10 protein-coding genes and 1 pseudogene are annotated in these 13,117 nt (G+C 43.6%); 7 read left to right on the top strand and 4 right to left on the bottom strand.

Annotated features, from left to right (window positions below; all coding sequences use genetic code 11):
- The first annotated feature begins 304 nt into the window (after positions 1 to 304).
- From EVJ24_RS01320 to EVJ24_RS15570, 3 genes are all read left to right on the top strand, one after another.
- Positions 305 to 1,864, top strand: coding sequence for an oligosaccharide flippase family protein (locus EVJ24_RS01320; protein WP_131438992.1), 1,560 nt, complete (start codon positions 305 to 307; stop codon positions 1,862 to 1,864).
- Positions 1,861 to 3,288, top strand: a complete 1,428-nt coding sequence (locus EVJ24_RS01315; protein ID WP_131438991.1) for a Coenzyme F420 hydrogenase/dehydrogenase, beta subunit C-terminal domain — start codon at positions 1,861 to 1,863, stop codon at positions 3,286 to 3,288. Before EVJ24_RS01320 ends, EVJ24_RS01315 begins: the two co-directional genes overlap by 4 nt.
- Positions 3,289 to 3,923: 635 nt before the next feature.
- A complete protein-coding gene (locus EVJ24_RS15570) occupies positions 3,924 to 4,994 on the top strand; it encodes an EpsG family protein (RefSeq protein WP_161568719.1) in 1,071 nt (356 codons plus the stop codon).
- A 601-nt stretch (positions 4,995 to 5,595) separates the two neighbouring features.
- On the opposite strand, the pseudogene EVJ24_RS01305 reads toward EVJ24_RS15570, so the two are convergent.
- From EVJ24_RS01305 to EVJ24_RS01290, 4 genes and pseudogenes are all read right to left on the bottom strand, one after another.
- A pseudogene (locus EVJ24_RS01305) lies at positions 5,596 to 5,950 on the bottom strand (ATP-binding protein); the annotation flags it as partial.
- A gap of 268 nt (positions 5,951 to 6,218) precedes the next feature.
- Positions 6,219 to 6,575: a hypothetical protein gene (locus tag EVJ24_RS01300; RefSeq protein ID WP_131438990.1), complete on the bottom strand. Its 357-nt coding sequence runs from the start codon at positions 6,573 to 6,575 to the stop codon at positions 6,219 to 6,221.
- Between the two features lie 730 nt (positions 6,576 to 7,305).
- Entirely contained in the window at positions 7,306 to 8,175 is an 870-nt protein-coding gene (locus tag EVJ24_RS01295) for a tyrosine-type recombinase/integrase (RefSeq protein ID WP_131438989.1), read from the bottom strand.
- A gap of 5 nt (positions 8,176 to 8,180) precedes the next feature.
- A complete protein-coding gene (locus tag EVJ24_RS01290) occupies positions 8,181 to 8,633 on the bottom strand; it encodes a sigma factor (protein ID WP_070328421.1) in 453 nt (150 codons plus the stop codon).
- 389 nt (positions 8,634 to 9,022) lie between these two features.
- Here EVJ24_RS01290 and EVJ24_RS01285 point away from each other — a divergent pair, with 389 nt between their 5' ends.
- From EVJ24_RS01285 to EVJ24_RS01270, 4 genes are all read left to right on the top strand, one after another.
- On the top strand, positions 9,023 to 9,883 hold the full coding sequence (locus EVJ24_RS01285) for an NAD-dependent epimerase/dehydratase family protein (protein ID WP_131438988.1): 861 nt from the start codon (positions 9,023 to 9,025) through the stop codon (positions 9,881 to 9,883).
- Between the two features lie 85 nt (positions 9,884 to 9,968).
- Positions 9,969 to 11,117 (top strand): ROK family transcriptional regulator, encoded by a 1,149-nt coding sequence (locus EVJ24_RS01280; RefSeq protein ID WP_131438987.1) that lies wholly within the window; start codon positions 9,969 to 9,971, stop codon positions 11,115 to 11,117.
- A gap of 167 nt (positions 11,118 to 11,284) precedes the next feature.
- A complete protein-coding gene (locus EVJ24_RS01275) occupies positions 11,285 to 11,734 on the top strand; it encodes a hypothetical protein (RefSeq protein ID WP_070328426.1) in 450 nt (149 codons plus the stop codon).
- A 20-nt stretch (positions 11,735 to 11,754) separates the two neighbouring features.
- Positions 11,755 to 13,056 (top strand): ABC transporter substrate-binding protein, encoded by a 1,302-nt coding sequence (locus tag EVJ24_RS01270; protein ID WP_201738992.1) that lies wholly within the window; start codon positions 11,755 to 11,757, stop codon positions 13,054 to 13,056.
- The last annotated feature ends 61 nt before the right edge of the window (positions 13,057 to 13,117 follow it).

Here is a 13,117-nt window from a genome sequence, read left to right as displayed (position 1 = left end):
AGGGTCTATCAGAACTAAAAAATATAAATTTTTAGGACAAAATAAAAAACTCTCATCGTAGTTTATCCAAATAACAATATACGATTAGAGTTTTGTTTTTCTATCCTAGACTCAAAATCTGAAGAATTTATTAGGTAATCGCTTTTATAGGCTCTTATAAAGACAGAAATTCACTGCTCTTGACTAAAAAATCTCACTTCTAAAGATAGAGTTCTTATTATATGAGACTACTGATTTAATATTAATTATGCGATATACAGAATCCAATATTATAAATTAATAACAAAAAAGGAAGTTATTAAAATTGAGTCAAATTAAATCTGGAGCTATATTATCGTATTTATCAATTTTGGTCACTATAGTTGTAACTTTATTGTTTACACCTATATTAATCAAATATTTGGGACAAGAAGAATATGGGCTATATGCAATGGTAGGCTCATTAGCTGCATATCTTAGTATTTTAGATATGGGATTAGGAAATGCGATAGTTAGGTATACTGCAAGAAATAGGGTTATAGGTGATCTGGATTCAGAAGCAAAAATGAATGGTTTCTTTTTAATCTTATATACGGTTATAGGAATTTTGACTGTTGTTATAGGAATTGTAGCTTACAACACAGCGGAAGTAGCATTTAAAAATAATTTTTCGGATGCGGAAATTAGTTTGGTGAAAATGATGATTGTAATAATTACCATTACTTTTTCACTTTCGTTTCCGTTAAGTATATTTGGGGCTATTATGCAAGCATACGAAAAGTTTATTGTAAGTAAAATTGTTTCAATTATTCGTACAATAGCTCTCCCTATTATTAGTCTACCATTTTTATTTTTAGGATATGGTGCCCTTACTGTAGTCGTCATTTCTTCGATTATTAATATATTGCTACTAATCTTTAACGTATATTATTGTATTAGTAATTTAAATATAAAATTCAGGTTCTCAATTATAGATTCTGATGTATTGAAGGAAATATTAGGATATTCTTTTTTCATCTTTTTGGGGATTGTAGTTGATCAAGTCAACTGGAATACTGGACAAATTATTTTAGGGATATTCTCTAATACAATTGCAATCGCTGTTTTTGCAATTGCAATTCAATTTATTCGGTTGTATCTTTATTTTTCTACATCAATAAGCATGTTACTTCTTCCAAAAGTTTCTATGATGGTAGCTAATAATGTTAGTTCGGATGAACTTTCTAAAATAATGATTAAGTTTGGAAGAATTCAGTTTATGATTCTGTCATTTATTTTATGTGGTTTTATTTTGTTTGGACATCAGTTTATTAAAATGTGGGTTGGAGAAGACTTTGCTGAAGCATATTATATGGTTATTTTAATTATGGTGCCAATAACTATACCATTGATTCAAAATATTGGGCTGATTATATTGCAGGCGAAGAACCTTCAAAAATTCCGATCGGTAGTCTTGATTTTAATTGCTATATTTAATTTAATACTTTCACTTTTGTTAGTAAATAATTATGGTGGGGTAGGAATAGCATTCAGTATAGGTATATCGTATATTTTAGGAAATTCAATTGTTATGAATATCTACTATTACAAAAAAATAAAACTTAATGTGCTGTTATTTTGGAAAAATATAATTTTATTATCAATTCCTATAGGGTCTTCTTTAATTGGCGGATTTTTTATAAATGTGTTTATAGCCTCCGATAGTTTGCTGTCGATACTATTAAAAATATTTTTATTTTCCGTTATATATACATCTATACTTTGGAGATTTTCGCTTAATTCTACCGAGAAAAAAATGATTATTTCTATTTTAAATTCAATGCTGAAAATAAAAAATAGATTTTCAAATCTATTAAATAAATTTAAAAGGGAGAATATAAAATGAAATCGTCAGATAACGTATTTAGTACAATTGTAAAAAACGGGTATTCTTTCGGAACTGGAATATTTACAGTAATTAACAAAGATATACAAACAAGTTTAAATGAGTTTGGAGAATATAAGCCAAACTATAACAACTATTTAGACAAGGATTCTCTAAACTTATTATCAAAAGTGTGTTTGAATTCGAAAGATAGTAAGAATGAAGATGAGATAAGTGAAAATTTATTTGGCAATATTCCTGATATTAAGTATGACGAAAGAGTAGGTTACTATAGCAATATTTATGCTGGACACGTTTTAGAAGGTGATTATAGAAAAAATGCCAGTTCAGGAGGATTTGGTACTTGGATTTTCAAGGAGTTGTTCGAAAGAAACTTAATTGATGGGGTAATCCACGTAAAAGAAAATAAAGATACAGAATCGCCAATATTATTTAAGTATGATATATCAAATTCCATAGAGGAAATTAAAGCTGGAGCAAAAACTAGATATTATCCGGTAGAAGTTTCTGAAGTACTGGAAAAAGTAAAAAACACCGAGGGGAGATATGCTATTGTAGGAACACCGAGCCATATTATGAGTGTTCGTTTGTTAGCAGATTATGATCCGATTATTCGAGAAAGAATTAAGTTCACTATCGGTTTAATATGTGGGCATCAAAAAAGTACTAAATTCACTGATTGCTTAGCTTGGCAGGTTGGCATTAAACCTGGCGACTTAACTACTATTGATTACAGAAAGAAAATTTTAAATGAACCTTCTAATCAATATTCTATTGAAATGAAGGGAACTATCAACGGGGAAGAAGTTAAGATAACCAAAAAAATGAATGAGCTGTTTGGATATAATTGGGGGCATGGTTTTTTTAAAAGTCATGCATCTGATTTTACTGACGACGTTATGAACGAAACTGCTGATGTGACTCTCGGTGACGCTTGGTTGCCAGAATATACTTCTGATAGTCAAGGTAACAATGTTGTTTTGATTCGAAACTCTATAATCGAAAAGATTATTTGCGAGGGGATTCATTCCAAGAAAATACACTTAGATCAGATTAGCTTAGAGACTTTAATTCAGTCTCAAAAAAGTCATTTCCATCATACTAGAGATGAACTTCCTTATAGACTTTATAAAAAAGACAAAGATAACTCTTGGAGACCCGAGAAGAGAGTATCATCGTCTAATGATATCGGTTTATTTAGAAAGAAAGTTCAAGATTTGCGTATGGAAATATCAACACAGAGTCATATAGTTTTTAAAAAGGCACAAGAGCTAAATGATTTTGAATACTTTGTAAAGCATATGAATGCCTATGTAAGAAGATATAATAGAATTTACTATATACATTCATTATATGATCAAGGTGCAATAAAGATAATTAAAAAAATGCAAGTTAAAATAATTAAAAAAAATTTTAGAGAATGAAATTATAAAATTAACTAAAGCACCTTGCCCTGAATAAAAAACAAGCCTACAGTGAGAGTTTGTGACTGCTTAACTAAAAAAGGCTGTTACGCGTAATAGGTGAAGGTGAAGTATTTTGCACTACACATGTGGACGAGATGTAAACAATCACTCACTACGACAATGTTGTGATCGAGCAAGGTTTCTTGGTGGGCTGGGAATCGGTCAACCTATCCGCGGACAAGTGTGTAGTGCAAAATAGGAAGGTTCTTACGCAATGTTGGTTAGAAAAGATTCTGACATTATGGGAGACGTTTTTTCTTTTTCTCCAGGGTTCTTAAGGATATTATATCCGTCAAATCCTGGGCGAACAATACTATCAACTTTTGGACATTACGAAATAGCATTAACAATTGGAGACATCTGTTAGCATTTCAAAATTACCGTTTAACCAGTTACCGTAAGCAATCACATCAGCTCTTTCCAAATAAAATAGCACCCTATTTTCGTAGAGTGCTTACTTACTAGTTTTGTACGATTATTGATTAGTTGCCTCATAGTAATAGAATATTTTAACTACTGTATGTTAAAATACAATTATTCTTTTCGAATATAAATTCAAAATATTGTTTCATTGAAAGGATGTCATTTTAACGGTGTTAGTTTATGTTTCGGTTAGTCTAATCTTAATAATTTTGGCATTTCTTTTCGAAATCATTAATTCAAATGTCAAGCTGAAAACCAATAGAAAAAGTCTTCCCAATCACTTTTTTATAATCCCCAGCTTTTTATTGCTTTTTATTGTCTCTGCCTTTAGAGGTGACTTTACTACTGATTACAAAAATTATTCTATGTTATTTCATTCGTATAACAGGTATAGTTTTACTGAAGTTTTTCAAGCAAACTTTTATCAGGAAAATGGTTACATCTTCCTAAACAAACTAATTGGACTATTTACAAGTAATGACTTTTATTTATTAATTTTCATTACTTTTATCATTTTGTATGGGTTCTTTCATCAATTCAGTAAATATTCTGCTTATATCTGGCTTAGTGTTTTAATGTTTACTACAATTGGCGCTTATTATACTTCATTCAATACCATGCGCCATATTTTAGCAGTTGCTATAGTTTTTTTTGGATCTAAATTTCTATATGAGAGAAACCTTTTTAAATATTGTATAGTAATTATAATAGCATCACTATTTCACAGAAGTGCTTTAATCATGATAGTATTTTACTTTATATTGAATTTCAAATTCAACATAAAAAACCTCACTATAATTTTATTGGGTTCTATTGCGACGATGCTTTCTTTAAACACAATACTAGAATTCATTCAAAGAACATCTTATTCAGTATACACACCAGATGCATATGGTATGACGGGGTTATCATTTACCAACGCTGTTTTACCGATTGCTATATTAATTTTTAGTTTATTTTACCATAAAAAAATAGACTTGAATAATACTATTCAAAAAATTTGGATTAACGCTGTAGTTTTCTATACAGTTTTTAGCGTCTTAGGATTAAAAGTCCAGATGATTCAACGGATAGCAGAATATTTCGCCCCGTATGCATTATTGTTAATTCCTTTAATATTTTCGAAAATGAAGAATGATGAATTAAAAGTAATATATATGATGGTATTTATATTCGTATTGGTTTTATACAACTATATTGTATTAAGTGGCACAGGCTATGACCCATACTATTTTATCTAGTGTTCGGGACTGACTACGGTCAGGACAAGGCCTCCTCTACCCACTTAATGTGTAGTGCAAAGTAGGAGTGGTTCTTACGCAATGTTAGTGAAGTAATGATTCTGACATTATGGGAATAAAGTCAAAAAGGATTGATACCCATGAATTAGTTAGAACTTTTAGATGATTGATTGCACATCAGGAGTGTTCAAACACACCATTGGGTGACGCATTTTGTAGCACGCCTCGCGTCCAAAATGGCGCGTTGCTCGGACTTCGGTGATTGTTGTCACAGACGTCACGGTTTTGCGAAACGACAACTGAAGGACCTTTCCAAGACTGCACCATGTGCTCCATTTGTATGTTCAAGTGCCCAAGTGGTTCTGTGACAACTCTAGTTGCCCATGATTCATTTTTACTGAGCGGTTGCCATGGCCATGTTCTCATTCCCGGAGACCACTCCGTACGGAGTGCCTGTTATCGACTTTAGTATGGGCCATGAATGCGAAGGAGGCTGAACGTGTTTCTGCTGTAATGGGCTTTCAAATCAGCCATTACACTCTACTGAGGGTCCTACGTGTAGACGCCAAGTTGATTTTGACACTGTTTGCTCGTTTGCCTTTTACACGTCTGCCGAAAACAATGATTTTCTGTTCCTTATCCGATGACTGTCGTCATCACTATGTATGATTTCGACGCGATGGAGTTAGCCGGTCTAGTATCGCAGTCGTAATGCCCTGGTCACAGATTAATTCGCCCCATTGATCTGGGCTTTTTTTCGGGGTCAGGATGATCGAGCTGCGCTCATAAAGGTGGTTGACGAGATGGAAGAAGAGGTTGGCTTCTCGTTGGTCCATAGCCATATATATCAGGTCATCGATGGTGACCAGGTCCGAATCTCGTAACCTCTTCAACTGAATCTTCGACTTACTTGAGAACTCTTTACTTTTTAACAGTTGGACGAGTTCGCCCATCGTCCGTGAGGGTCGCGAGATAGTAGACCACGTCTCGGAAATCGTTGGCGCTGAACAGACTTTCTTGCGAACACTTTACCGATGCTATCCTTAAGTGATTTGGATACATGGTCGTGACATCCCTGATTATGTTGAACTGGTCACATCGGTATCTCGGGTGTAATCAACGCTGTTAAAATGGTTCTTCCTCACTTTTGATGAAACGCTTCATCCATATGTTTATGTAGACATCGATTCATATTCCAGTAGAACAAAGAGCTTCAAGTCAAATTCAATATTTTGATTCGCAACAGCTCCAAACCTGCACGACCATACCGTTTGACCAGTGCAGGGTCATTCCAAGTCGGATGGCGTCGAGATCCCCTCTTATATAGGTTGCAAAAGAAGATAGCTTCGTTTCGTTCATCCGCTCTGCCTGTCCACACCACCTTAAGATATCTTGTTCAGACGTCGCTGTCTCGAAAAGTTCTTTGAATGAGCGGATCAGCTCGTTCAATTCCTTCAAGAAGGGATGGATGTCCAGTATTTTTAGGAGAAGTGGTTTATTGGAAGGCTCGTCCTCCCAGAGAACTTTCTGGATGATTCGTCGGTTGATGATTATTGCATTTAAAATGAGCCACTTGTGCATTCTTCTGAGCCACCGAGTGCGGACAACTGAGCCACTCAGTTCGGACATTATACCACTTATCCGCTCGAAACCTTTTCTCCCCTATACTAGAGATGTATGCCGTCGGCATGACATTTAAGTATGTGTGAACGTTAGAATGAAATGGTTCTTACGCAATGTTGGTGAACGACGACGAGGGTGGGACATAACCCATTAGATTTATAAGAAAGAGGCCACCGGGAGCGCCTTGTTCGCACTAGTGGCTCTCTGTCTCCGCAATACTCATTCCCCCCTGGAAGTCTATTAAATCGTCAGATGGACATCTAATCGACTTTGAACATTTAAGCCGAACGTCACCTTGTCGCTCCTGCATCACGAGTACGAACTTGAATGCCTTCCTAACAAATGAATCCCGTACTTCTATTGAAATTTAGTGCGACGTTACAGCACTTATACGAATAATCTCAAGATCAGACTCCGAATTCGTTGCAAACCAGGGGAGTCTTCGAAGTCGATTCAGTCTCCGCATTTGGTGGCTCAGTTTTCCGCAACCAGTGGTTCATAACTCCGCCTTACTTTGTCTGACGGACTGCCATTCATAAAACGGTAAGTGCGTGGCGCCGACTGGTACAAAAAGTGGCATTTGATGGTACATAGGATGTCAGAGGTGGTGAAAATTCATAGCTGTAATCACAAAACAAACGAGACTTGAATGACTGTTTAAAGTCTCTCAAGTCTCGTTTATGCTCTCTTAGTCATTCAACCCTTCAAGCGCTTTACGACTCTGTTCTTGTGAGACGTGCAAATAGCGTTCCGTCGTTTGGGTCGACTTATGACCTAGTAGGTTGCCGACCAGCAAAATATTTTGCGTTTGATTGTATAACGTTGTCGCAAAGCTATGACGTAACATATGACTCGTTAAGTGGAGGCCGAGTTGCGCTTTCGCAATCTGTTTCAAATCCTCGTTCACAAAGTTCGCCTGAACGACGCGGCCGCTCGGCATGAGAAAGACGTAGTTGGAGTCTCCGACGTTTGGTCGGTCCTTCTCGATGTACGTCTTCAGTTCTTGAGCGAGCCGAGGTGTCATCGGGATCAATCTCGTTTTGTCGCCTTTCCCTTTCCAGACGATTAGGATACTGTTTTCGAAATCGAGATGGTTCAATTCTAAATCTAAAATCTCACTGATCCGGAGACCGGCGTCACCCCCGACGAGATAAATCGTATAGAGCGTCGTGTTCCGCGCGTGATACAGGACTGTGTTCAGCTGGTCGCGACTGAGGATGGTCGGTTGTTTTTGGACGCTCTCGCGCGTGACGATCCGGCTGAACGGGTTTTGTTTCACCCAGCGTCGTTCCATCGCGAACGTGAACAGACTTCGCACCGCCATGATGTAGGACCGGACCGTATTGTCAGCTTTGTCGTTGATGGATTGTTTGTAAGGGACGGCATGTTTCTTCTCGGTGACGTCTTGGATATAGACGGCACCACGCTCTAGCGCGAACTGTTCAAAGCGCCGCAGCGTGTTGCGGTACGATTTCAATGTCGTCTCGGGTTTCTCACGTCGCGTCTCCAAGTCTTCCAAGTAAGCGGTGATTGCGTCATGCAACAGTATTTTCTTCATCGTGTTCACTCCTTCATCTGGATTGCCTCTCGCAGTTCGCGTTGGACGTCCGCCTTATACGCCCGGAGCCGGCTCGGGGAGTAAGGCAACGTCTGTTCGGTCCCGTCGATCAAGTGGCAGAGGAGTTCGAAATGGCGTGGTGACAGCAACATCCGTTGTTCGTCGAGCCAGTCGTAGAAGTGACGCTCGGACTCGATACATTGTTCGGGCAGGCGTTCGGCCGCGACTTCATGTTTCAAGTGACGGGCGTTCTTCTGTTGGTGGTTCAGGATTGCGCCGCGGATGCGTTGGAAGCAGTACGTCTTCGATAACGTGCAGCCGCGGTTCAATGCCTCCCATAAAGCGATCCTTGCGATTTGGGCGCAGTCCTCCTGTTCATTCGGATGGATGTGTAAGTGGCGGATGACGTAACGAATCATCGGCTCCCACTCGTGAATTTGGTCATCAATTGTGTTCATTGGTTTGCTCTTTCTCGAGCGCTCTCTCAATTTCCTAGGATGCTTCGAGTATAGTCATTGATATTCAATTTTCGGATGTTGCTACACGGTCGCCTTTCGACTCCATACTTTATCCTAGGCCGATATTTCACGTAAGCTCTAGGCTTACGTGCGATAAGGCCGTTGGTGCATCAGGGATATCAATGAATATTCTCCGATTGGTCAAAAAAGGTGATTCGGTGAGGAGATGCCATCCTAATTAACCGTAAGTTGGCTTCGTTTGATCAAGCAATTTAGAAGTTGGATTCTCCGTAAATGAGCGTTCTTTTTTATGCGTATCCAGTGACAAATACGGGAAGAATTGTAGAGAAGTGGAAAGGGCGATTGAACCATACATAGGAGGCGATACCGTGAAGCGAGTGTTGATTACCGGGGAAACAAGTTTTGTCGGCGATTCATGCAAGCGTTGGATCGAGGAGCACTACAAGGAGCAGATTCACGTCGATACGGTCGGGATGCGTGATGGTGCATGGAGACAACGTTCGTTTGAAGGCTACGATGCAATCTTGCACGTGGCCGGGATTGCCCATGTGTCGACGGATAAAAGTATGGAAGACCTCTACTACAAGGTGAACACGGAGCTGACAGCGGAAGTCGCAGCCAGAGCGAAGCGGTCTGGCGTCAAGCAGTTCATCTTCCTCAGCAGTATGATCGTCTACGGGGACGCGACGAACGCGAAATTGATCACGCGCGACACCATGCCGAACCCGTCCAATTTTTACGGCGACAGTAAGCTCCAAGCCGAGAACAAGCTTGCGGAGTTGTCAGACGAAACGTTCGTGGTCGCGAACGTCCGGTCGCCGATGATTTACGGGAAGGGCTCGAAAGGCAATTACGTGAAACTGGCGGGCCTTGCTCAAAAAGTCCCGGTCTTCCCGAGCTTTCAGAATAAACGTAGCATGATCCATATCGACAACTTGTCCGAATTGTTAGCGCTCATCGTCTTGAACGGAGACAGCGGGACGTTCCATCCCCAGAACGCGGACTACGTGTGCACGTCCGACCTCGTCTCGATGATCGGGGCCGTCCACGGCAACCGCGTCCGGCGCTTAGGTCTGTTCAACGGCGTCATTGGAAAACTCGTCGACCGAAACGTCACGATGAACAAGTTGTTCGGGGATTTTGCGTACGCGAAAGAGCTGTCGGCGTATCCGCAGGACTATCACGTTCGCGATTTCTTTGACAGCGTCGTCGCGACCGAAAGGAATTGATTTGCCAGAATTTTTCAGTCAACCCATGACCGCTTTCTCCGACATGCTATACTAAGAAAAAAGCACAGAAATGGGTGGACTAGTTATGGGGAAGACGACACCACGGAACTCGAAATGGATGCGGACGTATAACCGCTCGCTCATCCTCCGGCTCATCCGGCTCCATCAGCCGGTGTCCCGGGTCGAGCTCGCCAAGGCGACGAATTTGACGAAGCCGACGATCTCGAACATCGTCAATGAACTAAAGGAAGAAGGGCTGGTCAACGAGCGTGAGCTCGGTGTATCGAGCGGGGGACGGCGGCCGATCATGCTCGAGCTCGCGGCGAGCGACCGCTTCGTCATCGGCATCGATGCGACGCAACGAAAATTGCACGGCGTCGTGACGAACATTCACGGAGAATTACTTGACGAGGCATGGCACGACGAGCGGTTCGATACGAACGAGGAGTTCATCGACGCCATCGTGACGCTATACATACAACTTGCCGGCAAGACTTCCGGGGACGTGATCGGACTTGGGGTGTCCGTCCACGGGATGGTTGAGGCCGGAGCGGGCGTCGTCTTGTTCGCGCCGCGCTTCCACTTGCATGACATCCCGCTGAAGCGGGAGCTCGAGGCACGCCTGAAACAGCACGTCTTCGTCGAGAACGACGTCCGGACGCTCGCGCTCGGGGAGCTCTACTTCGGCGAGGCAATCGGCATCGATGAGTTCTTCTACGTCTACGCCGGCTATGGTATCGGTGGCGCCTACGTCCATGGCGGCGAGCTGATCGACGGCGAACACCATATCGCCGGTGAGATTGGCCATATGCGCATCATGCTCGACGGGCCAATCTGCTCGTGCGGCAACCGCGGCTGCTTGGAGGCCGTCGCCGGCGAACGGGCCATCTTGAACGAGGCGCGAGAGCTCTATGACTTGACGCTCGACGGCATGCGCGACGCGGTCGGAACGAACCCGGACGTCCAAAAGCTGTACGAGCGGGCCGGAGAATACGTCGGCATCGCGACGCTCAATATGATTCATCTATTGAACCCGAGCCGGATCTTGCTCGGGGGGCCGCTGTTCAACTACGCGCCACAAGTCGTCACGAACATCCAGGAACGCGTCGCCCAGACGGCGTTGACGATGGACGCACGCCAGACCGATATCCGCGTCGTCCCGTGGAACGCCAACCACGGCGCGCTCGGTGCGGCCGCACTCATCACGAACCAGCTGTTCGGCGAAATCCAATGACTCAATCGCTCTCACACGAGGGCGATTTTTTTGTGTCGAAAAATAATTTAAATGAAACCGTTTACAAATATAAAATCCGTATGGTATAGTCTGTTTGTAGTTAGATAATAAATTTAATTTACTAAGTAAGGGGTGACACTCTCAAACGGGAAAGTGGAGGGGAAGACATGGACATAGAGACACCATTGCTGAAAGACAAGTTTCACGATATATTCGGTCGCTACGGGGCGACGCGGCTATTCACAAGAGACGGTTCGACGTTTGATGAATTGGAAGCGTTCACAAAAGCGGACGGCGTCGTCGTCACCCGCTCACGGCGGGACGGCATCTTCCGGCTATATGACGAGGAGGCACGCGACATCCGCCTGTTCCGCGTCTCGGACTTGAACCAGGCCGAGCGGGCGAACAGCTTCGACGAACTGTTCGAGATGCTGCTCTGGCGCTTGAAGCAACAGGACGCGCTGCCGTTCGGGGCGGACCTGTACGTCGTCGGCTCGTACATAGACGACCATTGGCAGTTTGATTTGGAACTGATCGCGTACACGCTCACCCGGCTCGGGGATCAACCGATGCCAGACCACTTGATTCGGGAGCTTTGCCTCAAGTTGGTCGCATAACATTCAAAGGAGAATTGGACATGAAAAAATCAACAATCGCACTCGCATCATCGGTACTCGTCTTGTCATCATTGCTCGCAGCTTGCGGCGGGAAAGAAGAGGCGGCCGCGACGACGGAAGACGGCAAGCCGGTCATCAACTGGTGGGGCTGGGCGCCGCAACCGGAAGTCGGCGAGGCACTCGCCAAATCGTTCAACGAGTCGCAAGACGACTACGTCGTCAAGTTCAAGCGTCTCGAGGACTATGAGCAGCAACTCCAAGTCGCCATGCTCGGCGGCGACGGCCCGGACGTCATCGGCCTCAAAGAACCGATGATCCCGCAATACAAGGACCGTCTCGTCCCGGCGAAAGACTACATGGACAAAGCGGCCGGCGCGGGCTGGAAAGACAAGTTGATCGAGCTCGGCGTCGAACAGACGACGGTCGACGGCGAACAGATGGCGGTGCCGGTCGGCTTCACAGGTCAGGCCTACCTCATGTACAACAAGACGTTGCTCGACAAATACGGCGTGACGCCACCGAAGACGTATGACGAGACGGTCAAAGCGATCGAGACGATCAATGCCTCGGGCGACGCGGTCATCCCGATGCAACTCGGCGCGAAAGACGCCTGGGTCGGCACGGACGTATTCAACGTGTTGAGCCATCAGGTCGCACCAGGCTACATCCAAAAAGTACTCGAAGGCGAAGCGAAATGGACGGACAAAGAGATGGTCGAGACGGCCGAACTTTGGCAGCAACTGTTCGAAGACAAAGTCTTCCAAGAAGGGGCGCTCGGCCTCGCGACATACATGGACGGCATGAACAACTTCTTCGACAAGAAAGCGGCGATGTGGGTCATCGGCTCATGGGAAGCCCACTCGATGACGACGGTCGAGAAGCGTGACAAGTGGAACAACTTCGAAGACGAGATCGGATTCGTCCCGCTCCCGAACCTCGCGGGTGGCACCGAGCAACCGGTCATTGCCTCGATCGACATGGCGCTCGGCGTCAACAAAGAGTCAGAGCAACAAGACGGCGCGGCCGCTTTCATCGCCTACATGACGCAAGGTGAGGGCCAAGCGCTCTACATGGAGAAGTTCGAGATGGCGCCAGCCGTCAAGGACATCGAAGTCGCGTACGAAGACAAGTTCACGTCTGACGTCGAGCGCGAATCGTACGAGATCTTGAACGAGACGGTGAAGAACGCCGTTGCGGGCCGCGGCATCCGTGACCCGAAAGTGTACGACACGCTCGGTAAAGAACTCCAGAACATCGCGGCCGGACAAGATGCGAAAGAAGCACTCGCACGCATCCAAGCCATCGCCGACCAAGGTAAATAATCGACACGAGCGCCAGTGGCCAGCCTGACTGGTGCTCGATTTTTTTAGCGGAAAGTGAGGG

It is taken from the genome of Exiguobacterium sp. SH1S21 (assembly GCF_004337175.1).
GTDB classification, from domain to species: domain Bacteria; phylum Bacillota; class Bacilli; order Exiguobacteriales; family Exiguobacteriaceae; genus Exiguobacterium; species Exiguobacterium aurantiacum_A.
This window is presented reverse-complemented; position numbering and strand designations above follow the sequence as displayed.